General features: G+C 61.2%; 17 protein-coding genes. 4 read left to right on the top strand and 13 right to left on the bottom strand.

Annotated elements, in window-relative coordinates:
* Positions 1-46: 46 nt before the first annotated feature.
* Complete coding sequence (locus tag AYR47_RS05240; protein ID WP_016979030.1) at positions 47-910, bottom strand: LysR family transcriptional regulator; 864 nt, start codon at positions 908-910, stop codon at positions 47-49.
* 15 nt (positions 911-925) lie between these two features.
* Entirely contained in the window at positions 926-3,184 is a 2,259-nt protein-coding gene (locus AYR47_RS05245) for a heavy metal translocating P-type ATPase (RefSeq protein WP_061434516.1), read from the bottom strand.
* Between the two features lie 85 nt (positions 3,185-3,269).
* On the opposite strand from AYR47_RS05245, the gene cadR reads away from it, so the two are divergent.
* Complete coding sequence (gene cadR, locus AYR47_RS05250) at positions 3,270-3,710, top strand: Cd(II)/Pb(II)-responsive transcriptional regulator (protein WP_016979028.1); 441 nt, start codon at positions 3,270-3,272, stop codon at positions 3,708-3,710.
* On the opposite strand, the gene AYR47_RS05255 is transcribed toward cadR, so the two are convergent.
* From AYR47_RS05255 to AYR47_RS05265, 3 genes are all read right to left on the bottom strand, one after another.
* The gene (locus tag AYR47_RS05255) at positions 3,711-4,544 is read right to left on the bottom strand and encodes a thymidylate synthase (protein WP_025999960.1); all 834 of its coding nucleotides are present in this window, start codon (positions 4,542-4,544) and stop codon (positions 3,711-3,713) included.
* A gap of 54 nt (positions 4,545-4,598) precedes the next feature.
* A complete protein-coding gene (gene lgt, locus AYR47_RS05260) occupies positions 4,599-5,411 on the bottom strand; it encodes a prolipoprotein diacylglyceryl transferase (RefSeq protein WP_061434519.1) in 813 nt (270 codons plus the stop codon).
* Positions 5,412-5,489: 78 nt separating this feature from the next.
* A complete protein-coding gene (locus AYR47_RS05265; protein ID WP_061434520.1) occupies positions 5,490-6,272 on the bottom strand; it encodes a sulfite exporter TauE/SafE family protein in 783 nt (260 codons plus the stop codon).
* A 120-nt stretch (positions 6,273-6,392) separates the two neighbouring features.
* Between AYR47_RS05265 and AYR47_RS05270 the strand changes: the two genes are divergently transcribed.
* Complete coding sequence (locus AYR47_RS05270; protein WP_061434523.1) at positions 6,393-7,139, top strand: NRDE family protein; 747 nt, start codon at positions 6,393-6,395, stop codon at positions 7,137-7,139.
* Positions 7,140-7,199: 60 nt separating this feature from the next.
* Here the strand turns inward: AYR47_RS05270 and ptsP are convergent, their stop codons facing one another.
* Together ptsP and AYR47_RS05280 are read right to left on the bottom strand one after the other, a co-directional pair.
* Positions 7,200-9,479, bottom strand: coding sequence for a phosphoenolpyruvate--protein phosphotransferase (ptsP, locus tag AYR47_RS05275; RefSeq protein ID WP_010207299.1), 2,280 nt, complete (start codon positions 9,477-9,479; stop codon positions 7,200-7,202).
* Between the two features lie 22 nt (positions 9,480-9,501).
* Entirely contained in the window at positions 9,502-9,981 is a 480-nt protein-coding gene (locus AYR47_RS05280) for an RNA pyrophosphohydrolase (protein WP_003176750.1), read from the bottom strand.
* 143 nt (positions 9,982-10,124) lie between these two features.
* Here AYR47_RS05280 and AYR47_RS05285 point away from each other — a divergent pair, with 143 nt between their 5' ends.
* Positions 10,125-10,781: an HAD family hydrolase gene (locus AYR47_RS05285; protein ID WP_061434526.1), complete on the top strand. Its 657-nt coding sequence runs from the start codon at positions 10,125-10,127 to the stop codon at positions 10,779-10,781.
* A gap of 20 nt (positions 10,782-10,801) precedes the next feature.
* Here the strand turns inward: AYR47_RS05285 and AYR47_RS05290 are convergent, their stop codons facing one another.
* Genes AYR47_RS05290 through ilvA form a run of 3 tightly spaced genes read right to left on the bottom strand, consistent with a single transcriptional unit; the run spans position 10,802 to position 13,239 of the window.
* Positions 10,802-11,269: a DUF2269 family protein gene (locus AYR47_RS05290; protein WP_033897582.1), complete on the bottom strand. Its 468-nt coding sequence runs from the start codon at positions 11,267-11,269 to the stop codon at positions 10,802-10,804.
* On the bottom strand, positions 11,270-11,683 hold the full coding sequence (locus AYR47_RS05295; protein ID WP_016979021.1) for a DUF2269 family protein: 414 nt from the start codon (positions 11,681-11,683) through the stop codon (positions 11,270-11,272). It lies immediately after the preceding gene.
* A gap of 41 nt (positions 11,684-11,724) precedes the next feature.
* Positions 11,725-13,239 (bottom strand): threonine ammonia-lyase, biosynthetic, encoded by a 1,515-nt coding sequence (ilvA, locus tag AYR47_RS05300; protein ID WP_033897581.1) that lies wholly within the window; start codon positions 13,237-13,239, stop codon positions 11,725-11,727.
* A 138-nt stretch (positions 13,240-13,377) separates the two neighbouring features.
* On the opposite strand from ilvA, the gene rpiA reads away from it, so the two are divergent.
* On the top strand, positions 13,378-14,052 hold the full coding sequence (rpiA, locus tag AYR47_RS05305) for a ribose-5-phosphate isomerase RpiA (protein ID WP_033897580.1): 675 nt from the start codon (positions 13,378-13,380) through the stop codon (positions 14,050-14,052).
* On the opposite strand, the gene AYR47_RS05310 is transcribed toward rpiA, so the two are convergent.
* The 3 genes from AYR47_RS05310 to AYR47_RS05320 all read right to left on the bottom strand — a co-directional run bounded on the left by AYR47_RS05310 (position 14,039) and on the right by AYR47_RS05320 (position 16,798).
* Entirely contained in the window at positions 14,039-14,947 is a 909-nt protein-coding gene (locus tag AYR47_RS05310) for an SdiA-regulated domain-containing protein (protein ID WP_033897579.1), read from the bottom strand. The genes rpiA and AYR47_RS05310 overlap by 14 nt on opposite strands.
* 120 nt (positions 14,948-15,067) lie before the next feature.
* Positions 15,068-15,994, bottom strand: a complete 927-nt coding sequence (locus AYR47_RS05315; protein WP_033897578.1) for an SdiA-regulated domain-containing protein — start codon at positions 15,992-15,994, stop codon at positions 15,068-15,070.
* Between the two features lie 138 nt (positions 15,995-16,132).
* Entirely contained in the window at positions 16,133-16,798 is a 666-nt protein-coding gene (locus AYR47_RS05320) for a fumarylacetoacetate hydrolase family protein (RefSeq protein ID WP_061434528.1), read from the bottom strand.
* Positions 16,799-16,802: the final 4 nt, after the last annotated feature.

Here is a 16,802-nt window from a genome sequence, read left to right on the forward strand (position 1 = left end):
CCCAGCGCGGGGCAAGCCCGCTCACCACAGAGATAGTGCTCGACCGTTAGAGCGGCGACATTTCCTGCGCCAACCCCAGAAATGCCGCCGGCAATCGTGCGCCTTTGCGCTCCTTGAGGCAGTACAAATACTCCGGAATCTGCGGCGCATTCTCGAAAGTCAGCACGCGCAATTGTGGATCGTGTGGCACTTCCTGACGCGCAATGATGCTGATGCCGATGTTGCGCAGCACCGCCTCACGGATCGACTCGCGGCTGCCGATTTCCAGCAACGGGCCGTAGCTCACGTTGGCGCTTTGCAAGAGTTCTTCGGTGAGGCGTCGCGTGGTTGAGCCCGCTTCACGCATCAGCAAGGTGTGCCCGGCCAAAGCGCTCAGCGGCACGTGATCCAGCTTGGCCAGGGGATGGTTGCGATGCACCGCCAGCACCAGCGGGTCGGTGCCCAGCACACGACGAATCAGGCGCGGGTCTTCCAGCAGTTGCGAGGAGGCGGCGACGTCGACGCGGTAATCATCCAGCGCTTCAAGCACCTGCTGGGAGTTGCCGATTTCCACCGACACCTCCACTTGCGGCAGGCGTTCGCGAAAGGCTTTGACCAGGTCGAGGATGTAGTAAGGCGCCGTGGCGGCAATCCTCAATGCCCCCTGGACCTGGCCATTGTTGCGTAGGAAAAATTCGATGTCCGCTTCTTGCTGCAACAGCGCCTTGACCATCGGCAGCAGGCGCGCGCCCTCGTCGCTGACGGTGAGGCGGCGACCGCCGCGGTAGAACAACTCGACGCCGTATTGGCTTTCGAGGTTACGGATCTGGGTGGTGACCGTGGGTTGGCTCAGGCCGAGTTTTTTCGCCGCCTGGGTGATGCTACCCAGGCGGGCGACCATGAAAAAAGCCTTCAGCTCGGCACTCAGCACACCACCCTCTCATCTCTATTTGCGCAACAGGCGCAGGCCATTGAACACCACCAGCAAGCTCACGCCCATGTCGGCGAACACCGCCATCCACATTGTGGCCAAGCCCAGGAAGGTGACCGCCAGGAAAATCGCCTTGATCACCAACGCCAGGGCGATGTTCTGCTTGAGGATACTCGACGTTTGCCGCGACAGACGAATGAATGCCGGAATCTTGCGCAAATCATCGTCCATCAGCGCCACGTCGGCGGTCTCGATGGCAGTGTCGGTGCCCGCTGCGGCCATGGCAAAACCGATCTCGGCACGGGCCAACGCCGGGGCGTCATTGATGCCGTCACCGACCATACCCACGCGATGGCCTTGGCCATAGAGGGTTTCGATGGCTTGCAGTTTGTCGGTCGGCAACAGGTCACCCTGAGCCTGGTCGATGCCAACCTGGGCGGCAATCGCCTGGGCGGTGTGAGTGTTGTCGCCGGTGAGCATCAGGGTCTTGATGCCCAGCTCGTGCAGTTGCTGTATGGCTTCGCGGCTGCTGTCCTTGACCGTGTCGGCCACGGCGAACAGCGCCAGCGGGCCGGACTTGTCGAGCAACAGCACCACGGACTTGCCCTGTTTTTCGAGGGCGAAGAGTTTTTCTTCAAGCTCCGGCGAGCACAGGCCCAGGTCTTCCACCAGGCGGTGATTGCCCAGGTGGTAGGTTTCGCCGTTGATGTCGCCACGCACGCCCCGACCGGCCAGGGCCTCGAAGTTATCCACAACATGGGTGGGCAGGTTTTTATCCACAGCCGCGTTGGCGATCGCCAGCGACACCGGGTGATCGGAACGCCCGGCCAGACTGGCGGCCAAAGCCGGCGCGCTGTCTGCGACGTTGGGGAACAGCGCCAGGTAGTCGGTTTGCACCGGCTTGCCGTGAGTGATCGTGCCGGTCTTGTCGAGGGCCAAATAGTCGAGCTTGTAACCACCCTCCAGGTACACGCCGCCCTTGATCAGGATGCCTTTGCGCGCCGCCGCTGCGAGGCCGCTGACGATGGTGACCGGGGTGGAAATCACCAGCGCACATGGGCACGCCACCACCAACAGCACCAGGGCGCGGTAGATCCAGTCAAACCAGGCGCCCGCCATGAACAGCGGCGGAATCAGCGCCACGCCGAGGGCAAACAGAAACACCGCCGGGGTGTAGATTTTCGAGAAACTGTCGACAAAGCGCTGGGTCGGCGCGCGGGCGCCTTGGGCCTGTTCCACCGCGTGAATGATGCGCGCCAGGGTGGAGTTGTTGGCCGCGGCGGTGACTTTGTATTCCAGGGAGCCGGCCTGGTTGATGGTGCCGGCGAAAACTTTATCGCCCACGGTTTTCTCAATCGGCAAGCTTTCACCGGTGATCGGTGCCTGGTCGATGGTGGATTGGCCGGCGGTGACTTCACCGTCCAGGCCGATGCGCTCCCCGGGCTTTACCCGCACGATTGCACCCAACTCAATGCTTTTGACCTCCTGTTCAGCCCATGAACCATCGGCCTGCTGTACCGTGGCCTGCTCCGGCGTCATCTGCATCAAGCCGCTGATGGCATTGCGCGCACGGTCCAGGGACTTGGCTTCGATCAACTCGGCCACGGTGAACAGGAACATCACCATGGCGGCTTCCGGCCATTGCCCGATCAGGATCGCACCGGTCACGGCAATGCTCATCAAGGCATTGATGTTCAGGTTGAGGTTTTTCAGGGCAATCCAGCCCTTTTTGTACGTGGTAAGGCCACCGCTGAGGATCGACACCAGCGCCACCAACGCGATCACCCAGGTGGGCGCGACGCCGCTGAAGTGCAGCACTTCGGCCCCCAATGCTCCCACGCCGGACAACGCCAGTGGCCACCAGTGTTTCTTGGCCGGCGGCTCAGCGGCCGGGGTACCTTCTTCGATGGGATCCGCCTGCATCCCCAAGGATTTGATGGCGTCGATGATCGGCGCAGTGCTTGGCAAGTCATGGGTGACGCCGAGGATGCGGTTGATCAGGTTGAACTCAAGTTGCTGCACGCCGGCCAGCTTGCCCAGTTTGTTCTGGATCAGCGTCTGCTCGGTGGGGCAGTCCATGGCTTCGATGCGAAAGGTGCTCAACCGCGAGCCGGCGGTGGGCGCCTCGCTCAGTTGCACCAACGCCGGGGCCGGCGTTCCGGAACAGCAGGAGCCGCCGTGGCCGTGGTCATGCACAGGCGTGAGTTTTTTCGGGCCATGATCGTGGTCGTGATCATGCTCGTGTTTATGCGGGGTGTGGATGGAATCGCTCATTCTGTCGCGTCCGTAAAGGTGCCTGTTGCCAAGTAAAGACCCTGTAGCCACTATAGGGTCAAGCACCCATTTGGAGATTGCGGCGATGAAGATCGGCGAACTGGCCAAACTGACCGACTGCCCGGTGGAAACCATCCGTTACTACGAGAAGGAAGGCCTGCTGCCGCCCCCGGCGCGCACCGACGCCAACTACCGCGTGTACACCCAGGCGCACACCGAGCGACTGGTGTTTATCCGCAACTGTCGCAGCCTGGACATGACCCTGGAAGAAATCCGCAGCCTGCTGGGCTTGCGCGACAGCCCCCAGGACCAGTGCGAAAACGTGAATGCGTTGATTGATGAGCATATCCACCATGTGAAAGCACGGATCGATGGGCTGTTGGCGTTGCAGGAGCAATTGCTGGACCTGCGCCAACGTTGTGGTGGCGGGCCGGAGTGTGGGATTTTGCAGCGGCTGGAAGTCAGCGGGAGTGTGGCAGCCAGCGAGGCTGAGCCCTCACATGTAGGGCGCAGCCATGGGCATTGATCAGATCGCCACGTCGGCCTTGATGCTTGGGTCGGCGTCGTAACCGACGATTTCGAAGTCTTCGAACTTGTAGTCGTAGATCGACGCAGGTTTGCGCTTGATCACCAGCTCCGGCAGCTTCTTCGGCGTGCGCGCCAGCTGGGTGCGGATCTGTTCCATATGGTTGCTGTAAGCGTGTGTGTCGCCGGTGGTGACGATGATCTCGTGAGGGATCAGGTCGCACTGCTGGGCCAGCATATGGGTGAGCAAGGCCAGCGCGGCGGTGTTGTACGGCAGGCCGAGGAACACGTCGGAGCTGCGGATATACAACTGCATCGACAGGTGACCGTCGTGCACAAACGCCTGGTACAGCAGGTGGCACGGCGGCAGGGCTTGCTTGCCGTTGCGTGCGTTTTCCTGCGGGCTCTGGGTCTCGTCGGGCAGGTACTCGACGTTCCAGCCGTGGAACAGGATGCGCCGGCTGTTGGGGTTGGTCTTCAGCGTGTGGACCATGTAGTCGATCTGGTTGATCGTGCCGCCGTCCTTGGTCGGCCAGGCGGTCCACTGTTCGCCGTACACCGGGCCCAGGTCACCGTCTTCGGTGGCCCATTCGTCCCAGATTTTTACGCCGTTTTCGTTGAGCCATTTGATGTTGGTGTTGCCGCTCAACATCCAGATCAGCTCGTTGGCGATGCTTTTGAAGTGAAGCTTCTTGGTGGTCAGCAGCGGAAAGCCGTCGGCCAAGTTATGCCGATACTGACGGGCAAACACGGCCTTGGTGCCGGTGCCGGTGCGATCGCCCTTGGTCAATCCATTGGTCACGACGTCGTTCAGTAGCTCGAGATATTGCTTCATTTTTTTACCCGTATCGTTGAAGCCGAGGCTGCGCAACCGCCTCGGCATTCGAATTTAAAGCGCGGTGTTCTTCAAAGGTTGCGGGCGATTGTACGCCCACCACAGCAAGCCCAGGCCACCGAGGATCATCGGCAGGCTGAGGATCTGACCCATGGTCACCCAACCGAACGCCAGGTAGCCCAGCTGTGCATCCGGCACGCGCACGAACTCGACGACGAAGCGGAAGATCCCGTAGAACAGCGCGAACATGCCGGAAACCGCCATGGTCGGGCGCGGTTTGCGCGAGAAGATGTACAGGATAAGGAACAGCGCCACACCTTCCAACGCGAACTGGTAAAGCTGCGACGGGTGGCGCGGCAGTTGCGCCGGGTCGCTGAACGGCGGGAACACCATGGCCCACGGCACGTCGGTCGGCTTGCCCCACAACTCGGCGTTAATAAAGTTGCCGATACGCCCGGCGCCCAGGCCAATGGGCACCATTGGCGCAACGAAGTCCATCAACTGGAAGAACGACTTGCCGTTGCGGCGACCGAACCACCAGGCGGCGATCATCACGCCGATAAAGCCGCCGTGGAACGCCATGCCGCCCTTCCACACCTCGAAGATCAGCGTCGGGTTGGCGATGTACGCGGAGAGGTCGTAGAACAGCACATAACCCAGGCGTCCGCCGACAATCACCCCCATCGACAGCCAGAAAATCAGGTCGGAGAGCTTCTCCTTGGTCCAGGTCGGGTCGAACCGGTTCAGGCGGCGGGAAGCCAGGAACCAGGCACCGCCGATGCCGATCAGGTACATCAACCCGTACCAGTGGATTTTCAGCGGACCGATGGCCAGGGCCACCGGGTCGATCTGCGGGTAAGGCAGCATTGCGACTCCTCGTTAATCATTCGTTATAGCGCCCGGGACCATGCCGGGCCGCGATTAAGCCTGCATTATTCAAATTCTTTAAAGCAAAAAGTTTATGCCGACACAGAACAGCAGTCCGGCGAATAGCCGTTTCAGCAAACGCGGCGACAGCTTATGCGCCAAGCGCGCACCAAAGCGGGCAAACACCATGCTGGTCAGGGCAATGCCCAGCAGCGCCGGCAAATACACGAACCCTAGACTATGAGCGGGCAACAGCGGGTCATGCCAGCCCAGAATCATGAAACTTAATGCACTGGCCAGCGCAATCGGCAGGCCGCAGGCCGATGAAGTGGCCACCGCCTGTTGCATCGGCACGCTGCGCCAGGTCAAAAACGGCACGGTCAGCGAGCCGCCGCCAATCCCGAAAATCGCCGAGGCCCAGCCGATAAACGTACCGGCGACGGTCAGGCCAACCTTGCCCGGCACCGTTCGGCTGGCCTTGGGCTTGACGTCCAGTGCCAATTGCACGGCCACCAGCAAGGCGAATACGCCGATGATCTTTTGCAGGTGCGGGCCGGAAATCGCCTCGGCGGTCAGTGCGCCAAAGCCTGCGCCGATCAGGATGCCCACGGTCATCCACGCAAAGATCGGCCAACGCACCGCGCCCCGCCGGTGATGCTCGCGCACGGCATTCACCGAGGTAAAGATGATGGTCGCAAGCGAAGTGCCCACGGCCAGGTGGGTCAGCACCTGCGGATCGAAGCCCTGCAAGGTGAAGCTGAACACCAGCACCGGCACGATGATGATCCCGCCGCCCACGCCAAACAGCCCGGCGAGTACACCCGCACAGGCGCCGAGCAGCAAATACAGCAGAAATTCCATGGGAGCCCCCGAACCAAGTCCGGCATGTTAACGGATGGAAGGCATGCGACCCAACTGGATACGATGGAACGCCTCGGCTTGAGTGGGTAGAGTGGCTAAAAACACAAAAGGGATCGCCTGATGTGCCTGATTGTTTTCGCCTGGCGGCCGGGCCACGACCAGCCGCTGATCGTCGCGGCCAACCGCGATGAGTTCTACGCCCGCCCCAGCCTGCCGCTGGCCCAATGGCTGGATGCGCCCGAGGTCTACGCCGGCCGCGATCAGGAGGCAGGCGGCACCTGGTTGGGAGTGAATGCCGATGGCCGCTTTGCCGCCCTGACCAATATCCGTGACCCGCATCAACCACCGGCGCGCAAATCCCGTGGCGAGTTGGTGGCGCGTTTTCTCAACGGTTCGCTGCCGATTGAACAGTATTTGGCCGACGTTAACGGCCGTTCGATTGAATATGCCGGGTTTAACCTGCTGGTGGGCACGCGCGATGAGCTGTGGCATTACAACGCCAACCACACTGAGCCGACGCGATTGGAGGCTGGGGTGTATGGGTTGTCCAACGCCGGGCTGGATACGCCGTGGCCCAAGCTGCTCAAGGCCAAGGCGGCGTTGAGTGCGGTGCTGGATGATCCGCAGCCGGAGGCGTTGCTGGAGATATTGAGCGACCCGCAGACGGCGCCGTTTGCAGACCTGCCGGACACCGGCGTGGGGTTAGCGACGGAGAGTTTGTTATCGAGCGTGTTTATTGCCAGTCCAAGTTATGGGACGAGGGCGAGCACGGCATTGATTGTGAATGCCGACGGGACACGGCGGATGGTGGAGCGCAGTTTTGGGCCGCATGGTGGGCGCTTGGGTGAGGTCGAGCTCAATATCTAGTACGCCACAAAACCAATGTGGGAGCGGGCTTGCTCGCTCCCACATTTTGATCTTTGTCGGCTACAAGGTTTTCGCCGACGCCGGGTTGATCATCCGCGTCAGCCCCAGATTCTTCAGCGCCAACTGCAACGAGCTGTGGATAACTTGCGGGTTGTCGATGGTCATCAACTCCGCCAGCAGGTCCTTGGCCATGCTCAACTCCACCTGGCGCAACATCCACTTCACTTTCGGCAAGTTGGTGGCGTTCATCGACAGGCTGTCAAAACCCATCGCCATCAACAGCACTGCCGCCGCCGGGTCGCCGGCCATCTCACCGCAGATGCTCACCGGCTTGCCTTCGGCATGGGCGTCGCGCACTACGTGTTGCAGGGCTTGCAGCACCGCCGGGTGCAGGTAGTCGTAGAGGTCGGCCACCCGTGGGTTGTTACGGTCCACGGCCAGCAGGTATTGGGTCAGGTCGTTGGAACCCACCGAGAGGAAGTCCACCTGCCGCGCCAGTTCCTTGGCTTGGTACACCGCTGCAGGGATTTCGATCATCACGCCAATCGGCGGCATCGGTACGTCGGCGCCTTCGTCGCGTACTTCGCCCCAGGCGCGGTGAATCAGGTGCAGCGCCTCTTCCAGCTCATGGGTGCCGGAAATCATCGGCAGCAAGATGCGCAGGTTGTTCAGGCCTTCGCTGGCCTTGAGCATGGCGCGGGTTTGTACGAGGAAAATTTCAGGGTGGTCGAGGGTGACACGGATACCGCGCCAGCCGAGGAACGGGTTGTCCTCTTTGATCGGGAAATACGACAGTGACTTGTCGCCGCCGATGTCGAGGCTGCGCATGGTCACCGGCAACGGGTGGAAGGCCTGCAGTTGCTCGCGATAAATCGCCAGCTGCTCCTTCTCGCTCGGAAAACGCTGGTTGATCATGAACGGCACTTCGGTGCGGTACAGCCCCACCCCTTCGGCGCCGCGCTGTTGCGCCCGGGCCACGTCGGCCAGCAGGCCGGTGTTGACCAGCAATGGCACACGGTGACCATCGGTGGTCACGCATGGCAACTCACGCAAGGAATCGAGGCCCAGCGCCAGTTGTTTCTCTTCTTCAACCACTTCGGCGTATTGCTTGCGCAACACTTCGCTGGGGTTGGTGAACACTTCACCGCGATGGCCATCGACGATCATGCCGATGCCGTCGACCTTGGCGTACGGCAGGTCGACCAGGCCCATCACAGTAGGGATGCCCATGGCACGCGCCAGAATCGCGACGTGGGAGTTGCCCGAACCCAGTACCGAGACCAGGCCCACCAATTTGCCCTCTGGCACTTCGCCGAGCATGGTGGCGGTCAGCTCTTCACTGACCAGGATGGTGTTGTCGGGGTAAACCAGGTTGGTGGTGCGGTCTTCCTGCAGCTTGGCCAGCAGGCGGCGACCGAGGTCGCGCACATCCGAGGCCCGCTCACGCAGGTAGTCGTCGTCCATCATTTCAAAACGGTTGACGTGATCGGTGACCACCTGGCGCAGCGCACCCTGGGCCCACTGGCCGGTCTTGATCACGGTCTTGACTTCGTTACCCAGCGACGCGTCATCGAGCATCATCTGGTACACGTCGAACAGTGCGCGCTCTTCGGGGCGCAACTGAGTGGCCAGCTTGTTCGACAGGTTGCGCATGTCGGCGCGCACGCCTTCGAGGGCGGTCTTGAACAGTTTGATTTCAGCGTCGATGTCGCTGACGGTCTTGTCCGGCACCACATCCAGGTCTGCCGGCGGCAACATGACCACCGCCGTACCGACAGCCGCGCCCGGCGAACCTGGCACGCCGACGAACTTGGCTTCCTGGATGCCCTTGCCTTCACGCCCCAGGCCGCGAATCGAGCCGGTGGCTTCGGCGTGGGCGATTACGCCTGCGAGTTGCGCGCTCATGGTCACGAGGAAGGCTTCTTCACCTTCGTCGAACTGGCGGCGTTCTTTTTGCTGAATGACCAACACGCCGACGACACGGCGGTGGTGAATGATCGGTGCACCGAGGAACGAGGCGTAACGCTCTTCGCCGGTTTCGGCAAAGTAGCGATAACGCGGGTGATCGGCCGCGTTTTCAAGGTTCAGGGGTTCTTCACGCGTCCCCACCAGGCCCACCAGACCTTCATTGGGCGCCATGCTGACCTTGCCGATCGAGCGCTTGTTCAAGCCCTCGGTGGCCATCAGCACAAAACGGTTGGTCTCGGGGTCCAGCAGGTAAACCGAGCAGACCTGGCTGCCCATGGCTTCCTTGACGCGCAACACAATAATCCCCAACGCCGCCTTGAGATCCTTGGCGGAGTTAACTTCCTGGACGATCTTGCGCAGCGTATTGAGCATGGCTCGGGGTCGAACTCCGTCGTCAGTCGCGCGCTAAAAGGCGCGGGGCAAGCTCTTTGAGAGCGCGACGATAAACCTCGCGCTTGAATGTCACCACCTGGCCCAACGGATACCAATAGCTGACCCAGCGCCAACCATCGAACTCCGGTTTACCGGTCAAATCCATCCGCACCCGCTGCTCGTTGGAGATCAGGCGCAGGAGAAACCATTTCTGCTTCTGGCCGATGCACAGCGGTTGGCTGTGGGTACGCACCAGGCGTTGCGGCAAACGATAGCGCAACCAGCCACGGGTACAGGCCAGAATCTGTACATCTTCGCGCTCAAGGCCGACTTCTTCATTCAACTCACGGTACAAGGCGTCTTCAGGGGTTTCGTCGGGGTTGATTCCGCCTTGAGGAAACTGCCAGGCATCTTGGTTGATTCGGCGAGCCCATAGCACCTGTCCGGCATCATTCGTAAGAATAATCCCGACATTAGGACGGAAACCATCGGGGTCGATCACGGCAACAACCTCGCAAACGCATGTCGCCGCATTGTTCCACAAAGGTTGATGAAGCGGCAACGAGGCTTCTTACCTTATGTGCACTCTTGTGAAAAGACCGTATTCTGGACGCCTTTTTACAGACATTTCAGCGAGTAACTGCAATGCGCCTGGCTTTATTCGACTTGGACAACACCCTCCTCGGCGGTGACAGCGATCACGCCTGGGGCGATTACCTCTGTGAACGCGGGATTCTCGACCCGATCGCCTACAAGGCCCGCAACGACGAGTTCTACCAGGATTACCTGGCCGGCAAGCTCGACAACGCCGCCTACCTGAACTTCAGCCTGGAAATCCTCGGCCGTACCGAGATGGCTCAGTTAGACGAGTGGCACAACGACTTCATGCGCGACTGCATCGAACCGCTGATGCTGCCAAAAGCCGTGGAACTGCTGGCCAAGCACCGCGCCGCCGGTGACAAGCTGGTGATCATCACCGCCACCAACCGTTTCGTCACCGCGCCAATTGCCGCACGCCTGGGCGTGGAAACCTTGATCGCCACCGAGTGCGAGATGGAAAACGGCCGCTACACCGGGCGCAGCACCGATATTCCGTGCTTTCGCGAGGGCAAGGTGACGCGCTTGAGCCGTTGGCTGGAAGAGACCGGGTACAGCCTGGAAGACAGCTACTTCTACAGTGACTCGATGAATGACCTGCCGCTGCTGGAGCAGGTGACTCATCCGGTGGCGGTGGATCCGGATCCGAATCTACGGGCTGAAGCCGAGAGGCGTGGCTGGCCGGTGATCACATTGCGAAGCTGATGATCAGTGGTGGTCAAGCCCTACATCGGCTTGGCCACCATCAGATAAAAAATCACCACAAACGCCAAAAACGCCGGCCACCCCAGGCCAAACCACCAGCGCATATAGGTCGCGGCCTTGATCGGCATCGCCGTGCCGTCCCGCAGCGCCTGCTCTGCCATCCTGCGCACACGAATCTGCAACCACACCACCGGCAGCCAGCAGATCCCCGCCAACACATACAAGCCGAACGTCCACTGCAACCAACTCTGCTGCAACGACCACCCTGCCAGGTGCATCAAGCCAATCCCGCTCAACGGCTGCAACACCGCCGTGGTCGCGGTAAACGCCCAGTCGGCGAACACCAGGTGCTTGAAGGTCGCGGCGATCACTTCCACATTGCCCGTGCGCCAGGCGCGCAGCGCATAGTAAGCCGAACCCGCGCCCAACCCGAACAGGACGGTCGACGACAGGATATGCAGGGTTTTCAGCAGCAGGTAAGCGCTCATCTAGACGGGCTTGGCACCCATCAACCCGGCAATTGCGACGAACCCCACCAGGCTGACCACCGCCAGCACCAGCGTGAAGTTCAGGCTACCGCCCTCGCCCTTGCGCAGCCGATTGAGGCGCGCCACCAGCCAGAACCAGGCCAGCGCCGCCACGGTGTAGAGGAGGCTGGAGCCCAGGATCCAGGTCTGCCCCAGCGGCCAGCCGATCAGGTGCACCAGCCACCAGCCGGTAAACGGCATGCTCACCACACACACGCCCATCAACAACCAGACGAACGCCCACGGGCGCTGCACGGTCACCGCCGGGCCCGCGCTGCGTTTGCGCCAAGCCAGTATCGCCAGGCCCAGGCCGCTAAGCAGCAGCAATACCGTGGCCGCGATGTGGATAACTTTCAGGGTGATCAGGGTTTCCATGTCTCGTCTTCCTTAAAGGCCGCCCCCATCAGCGTAGTCGCTCAACCGAGGAACAGTTTGTAGGCCGGGTTATCGCTTTCATCCCAATACGGGTAGCCAATGGCTTCCAGGGCCGCCGGTACCAGGTGACGCTCGTCCGCCGGCACTTGCAGGCCGGCGACCACACGGCCATCGGCTGCGCCGTGGTTGCGATAGTGGAACATCGAGATGTTCCAGCGCCCGCCCAATTTGTTAAGAAAGTTGAACAAGGCCCCCGGACGCTCCGGGAATTCGAAGCGAAACACCACTTCATTGCTGACGTGGGCCGCATGGCCACCGACCATATGGCGGATGTGCAGCTTGGCCAGTTCGTTCTCGGTCAGGTCCAGCACCGGGAAACCCTGGCTGGTGAGACTGGCGATCAGCGCGCTGCGCGGGTCGTTTTCCGGGTGGGTCTGCACGCCGACAAAGATGTGCGCCTCGCTGCCGGAGTGGAAGCGGTAGTTGAATTCGGTGATCTGGCGCTTGCCCACGGCCTCGCAGAACGCTTTGAAGCTGCCAGGTTTCTCGGGGATGGTCACGGCGATGATGGCTTCGCGGCCCTCACCCAACTCGGCGCGCTCGGCCACATGGCGCAGGCGGTCGAAGTTGACGTTGGCGCCAGAGTCGATGGCCACCAGGGTCTGTCCGGTGACGCCACGGGTCTCGACGTACTTCTTGATACCCGCCACACCCAATGCCCCTGCCGGCTCGGTGATGGAACGGGTGTCGTCGTAGATGTCCTTGATCGCCGCACAGATTTCATCGGTGCTCACGGTGATCACTTCGTCGACATAGTCTTTGCAGATATCAAACGTGTGCTGGCCGATCTGCGCCACCGCCACGCCATCGGCAAAGATACCGACAGTCGGCAACACCACGCGCTCGCCTGCCGCCAGGGCGGCTTGCAGGCAATTGGAGTCGTCCGGCTCGACGCCGATGATCTTGATGTCCGGGCGCAGGTACTTCACGTACGCCGCAATCCCGGCAATCAGCCCGCCGCCGCCCACCGGAACGAAAATCGCGTCCAGCGGCCCCGGATGCTGGCGCAGGATCTCCATCGCCACGGTGCCCTGCCCGGCAATGGTGTGCGGATCATCGTAGGGGTGAATGTAGACGTAGCCTTTTTCGTCGACCAGTTTCAGCGAGTAGGCCAGGGCTTCCGGGAAGGAATCACCATGCAGCACCACTTTGCCGCCACGGGAGCGCACACCTTCGACCTTGATCTCGGGAGTGGTCTTGGGCATCACGATGGTGGCCTTGACACCCAGCACCTTGGCCGCCAGGGCCAGGCCCTGGGCATGGTTGCCCGCAGACGCCGTGACCACGCCGCGTGCGCGCTCCTCAGCCGTCAGCTGGGTCAGCTTGTTGTACGCGCCGCGAATCTTGAACGAGAACACCGGCTGCAAGTCTTCACGCTTGAGCCAGACCTGGTTGCCCAGCCGCTCGGAGAGCTGGCGGGCGGTCTGTAACGGGGTTTCTACGGCAACGTCGTAAACGCGCGAGGTGAGGATCTTTTTGACGTACTGTTCAAGCATTGGCGGGCATCTACTTTCACGGTTTGGCAGGGCCAAGGAGTCTAACCCGGCTTTTGGCCGGGCGACCACACGAATCCAGAGGTTTTGTTGGGTTATACTCGCGCCCCTCGTTAACTCCCCGCCCGTTCCGGAGCCCGCATGACCCAGGATCAACTCAAACAGGCAGTGGCCCAGGCCGCTGTCGATTTAATCCTTCCTAAACTCGACGACAAGAGCATCGTCGGTGTCGGCACCGGCTCCACTGCCAACTGCTTCATCGACGCACTGGCCCAGCACAAAGGCGCGTTCGACGGCGCCGTGGCCAGCTCCGAAGCCACCGCCGCGCGCCTGAAAGGCCATGGCATCCCGGTGTACGAGCTCAACACCGTGAGCGACCTGGAGTTCTACGTCGACGGCGCCGATGAAAGCGACGAACACCTGAACCTGATCAAAGGCGGCGGCGCAGCCCTGACCCGCGAGAAAATCGTCGCGGCCGTGGCCAAGACCTTTATCTGCATCGCCGACGCCAGCAAGCTGGTGCCGGTACTCGGCGCGTTCCCGCTGCCGGTGGAAGTGATCCCGATGGCCCGCAGCCACGTGGCCCGCGAGCTGGTGAAACTGGGCGGCGACCCGGTGTACCGCGAAGGTGTGTTGACCGACAACGGCAACATCATCCTCGACGTGTTCAACATGCAGATCACTAATCCGGTGGAGCTGGAAACTCAGATCAACGCGATCGTCGGCGTGGTCACCAACGGCCTGTTCGCCGCGCGCCCAGCGGATGTGCTGTTGCTGGGCACCGCCGAAGGCGTGAAAACCCTCAAGGCTTCTTGAACACGTAAAACAGGTTCGGCTCGCTGGTGAGGTAGAGGTTACCGTCATCGTCCATCGCGATCCCTTCCGCCTGAGGCACCCGCTTTTTCAGGCCATGGCGCCCGTTCAGCAGTGACAGACTGCTCAGCGGGCGACCGTCGATATCCAGTTCCAGCACCAGGAACGACTCATCCGACAGCGCCAGCAGATGGCCGCTGCGCTCGTCGTATTGCAGGCTCGACAGGTCACGCACAAACAACCCGGCATCACGCTTGGGGTTGTTGACCACGTGTACCGAGTAGGTTTTTTCCGGTTTGAAGTGGGGAAAGCCATGGATCTCGTAGATCAGCATCGGGTCGCGCTCCTTGGCCACGAACAGGCGCTTGCCCACCGAGTCATAGGCCAGGCCCTCAAAGCCCTTGTTGCCGCCAACATGCAGGCCCAAGGTCATCTGCTCCGCATCCGCGGCGTCGAGGAATTGGGTGTCGTCGTCCACATGCACCTTGATCAAGCGCTGCTGACGCTCATCGCTGATGACGTAGATGTTCTCGCTGATGTACTCCACAGCCTCGGCGTCGCCAAACCCGACCAAAGGAATGCGCCGCAGGATCTTGCCCTCCAGAGACAGCTCGATCAGTTCGGCGTTTTGATTGGTGACGGTAAACAGGCTTTTACGGATGGGGTCGTAGGTGAGGGCCGACACATCGTCATTGAGCCCCTCGATGACCCGGGCTTCCACGGCGACCTGATAATCCGCCAGACCGATGGAGCGTTCGTCCGCCGGCTGACGCCACACTTGCCAGTTGAACCAGGCGCGCTCGAACAGCCGAAAGTGCTGCGCAACGACCCCGGCGCCGATCAGGACGATCAGCGCAAGCATAAAGAGCATAGGTTTGGGGCGGGCTAGTCGTCGCATCAGGGGGGCTCAAATTCAAAAGTGGCGAATGAATATCACGCCTGTCTGAATTTAAACTTAAACGCGCCCCGGTGTCTGGCGAATGCCGCTGATAGAGAAATATCCGACGTAAATTGTCCGCTATTTCTGTTTTTCGAAACGATAGAACAGGTTGGGTTCACTGACGATGTACAGCGTGCCGTTCTCGTCCATGGTCACGCCTTCCGCCCGAGGAATGGTGTGCTTGAGGCCATTGAAACCGCCGAGCAGGGTCATGAAGCTGACTTGCTCGCCCTTCTCGTCCAGCTCTAGCAGCAGGTGGGAGTCGGCCGACAGCACCAGCAAATGCCCGGTACGCGGGTCGACGGCCAGGGCCGAGAGGTTACGCATGTCCAATTCCTTGCTGGCCAGTTTTTGCTTATCGCCAGACAGGGTCGGACCGCCGTCGCTTTTCCAGGTGAACAGCGCCGGCGGGCGCTCCTCGCCCAGCACCAGTTGCTGGTTGCGCTTGTCCCAGGTGATGGCTTCAAAGGCTTTGTTCTGGTCCTTGGACGGGCCCAGGTCATAACTCGGGAAATCGGCCTTGTTCAACGCCACGGTGGTGGCATCGACCTTGACGATGGTCAGTGTGTGCTGGCGCTCATCGACCACGGCGATCAAGCCGTTTTCCATCACCGTCACACCTTCCGGGTTATCCCAGCCGTTGAGCGGCATCTTGCGCAGCACGTCGCCTTGCAGGCTCAACTCAGCGAGGAAGGGGTTCTTGCCCATCACGGAAAACAGGGTTTTAGTCTGAGGGTTGTAGGAGACGTCGGACGCTTCGTCCTTCTCCATACCCGGTAAAGGCTTACCGTCGATCACAGCCTGGTAGTCCGGCAGCCAGACGCTTTCCTGGCGTTCGGCCGGTGTTTCAAAACGCTCCAGCACCCACAGCACACCGCGATCATCCCAGTGCATGGCCCAGGCAACGCCGTAGGAGATCACTCCCACCAGCAACAGCCAGGAATACCAGCGTAAGGCAAAGCGAGAACGCGGCTTGGGTGTAGCGGAGGGCAAGGACACGGCCATTGGGCGCTTTTTCCGGAAAGTCAGCGTTAGGTGATAGCACAGGAATGACAGGCCCGCGCGCAAGAGGCTGGGGATTATCCGGATGGCGTGTGAAAAAAATGCAAAAGCCGGGTCACCGGCCTTTGCAGGGGCAGGGCTTTAGCGAACGCTGCTTTCGAAGCGGTTCACACCCGACAGCTCCAACACCAGCTCATCGCCCACATTCAGCGGGCCCACGCCAGCCGGGGTGCCGGTGAGGATCACATCGCCCGCTTGCAGCGAGAAGCAGCCGGCCATGTGCTGGATCATCGGGATGATCGGGTTGAGCATCTGCGCGCTGTTGCCATCCTGGCGCACTTCGCCATTAATGCTCAGGCGGATGCCGATGTCGGTCACGTCCGGGAAGGTGCTGCCCACCACGAACGGCGCGATCACCGCCGCACCGTCGAAAGACTTGGCGATTTCCCACGGCAGGCCCTTGGCTTTCAGCTCGGCCTGTTTGTCGCGCAGGGTCAGGTCCAGGGCCGGGGCGAAGCCGGAAATGGCGTCGAGCACTTCTTCACGGCTGGGCTTGGTCGACAAGGGTTTGCCGATCAATACCGCGATTTCCGCCTCGTAGTGCACCGAACCGCGCTCGGTCGGGATGCTGAAACCGCCTTCCAGCGGCACCACGCAACTGCCCGGCTTGATGAACAGCAGCGGCTCGGTCGGCACCGGGTTGTCCAGTTCCTTGGCGTGTTCGGCGTAGTTACGCCCGATACACACCACTTTACCGACCGGAAAGTGGATGTTGGTGCCGTCGACATACTTGTGCTGGTAGCTCATGGAA

Origin of the sequence: Pseudomonas azotoformans, assembly GCF_001579805.1 — a bacterium.
Classification (GTDB): domain Bacteria; phylum Pseudomonadota; class Gammaproteobacteria; order Pseudomonadales; family Pseudomonadaceae; genus Aquipseudomonas; species Aquipseudomonas azotoformans_A.

Coding starts and splice junctions, on each gene's coding strand:
- ptsP (WP_010207299.1), bottom strand. CDS start 9,479: ATGCTCAATACGCTGCGCAAGATCGTCCAGGAAGTTAACTCCGCCAAG.
- AYR47_RS05290 (WP_033897582.1), bottom strand. CDS start 11,269: ATGAGCGCTTACCTGCTGCTGAAAACCCTGCATATCCTGTCGTCGACC.
- AYR47_RS05295 (WP_016979021.1), bottom strand. CDS start 11,683: ATGGAAACCCTGATCACCCTGAAAGTTATCCACATCGCGGCCACGGTA.
- ilvA (WP_033897581.1), bottom strand. CDS start 13,239: ATGCTTGAACAGTACGTCAAAAAGATCCTCACCTCGCGCGTTTACGAC.
- AYR47_RS05245 (WP_061434516.1), bottom strand. CDS start 3,184: ATGAGCGATTCCATCCACACCCCGCATAAACACGAGCATGATCACGAC.
- cadR (WP_016979028.1), top strand. CDS start 3,270: ATGAAGATCGGCGAACTGGCCAAACTGACCGACTGCCCGGTGGAAACC.
- AYR47_RS05315 (WP_033897578.1), bottom strand. CDS start 15,994: ATGGCCGTGTCCTTGCCCTCCGCTACACCCAAGCCGCGTTCTCGCTTT.
- AYR47_RS05270 (WP_061434523.1), top strand. CDS start 6,393: ATGTGCCTGATTGTTTTCGCCTGGCGGCCGGGCCACGACCAGCCGCTG.
- lgt (WP_061434519.1), bottom strand. CDS start 5,411: ATGCTGCCTTACCCGCAGATCGACCCGGTGGCCCTGGCCATCGGTCCG.
- rpiA (WP_033897580.1), top strand. CDS start 13,378: ATGACCCAGGATCAACTCAAACAGGCAGTGGCCCAGGCCGCTGTCGAT.
- AYR47_RS05285 (WP_061434526.1), top strand. CDS start 10,125: ATGCGCCTGGCTTTATTCGACTTGGACAACACCCTCCTCGGCGGTGAC.
- AYR47_RS05310 (WP_033897579.1), bottom strand. CDS start 14,947: ATGCGACGACTAGCCCGCCCCAAACCTATGCTCTTTATGCTTGCGCTG.
- AYR47_RS05255 (WP_025999960.1), bottom strand. CDS start 4,544: ATGAAGCAATATCTCGAGCTACTGAACGACGTCGTGACCAATGGATTG.
- AYR47_RS05265 (WP_061434520.1), bottom strand. CDS start 6,272: ATGGAATTTCTGCTGTATTTGCTGCTCGGCGCCTGTGCGGGTGTACTC.
- AYR47_RS05320 (WP_061434528.1), bottom strand. CDS start 16,798: ATGAGCTACCAGCACAAGTATGTCGACGGCACCAACATCCACTTTCCG.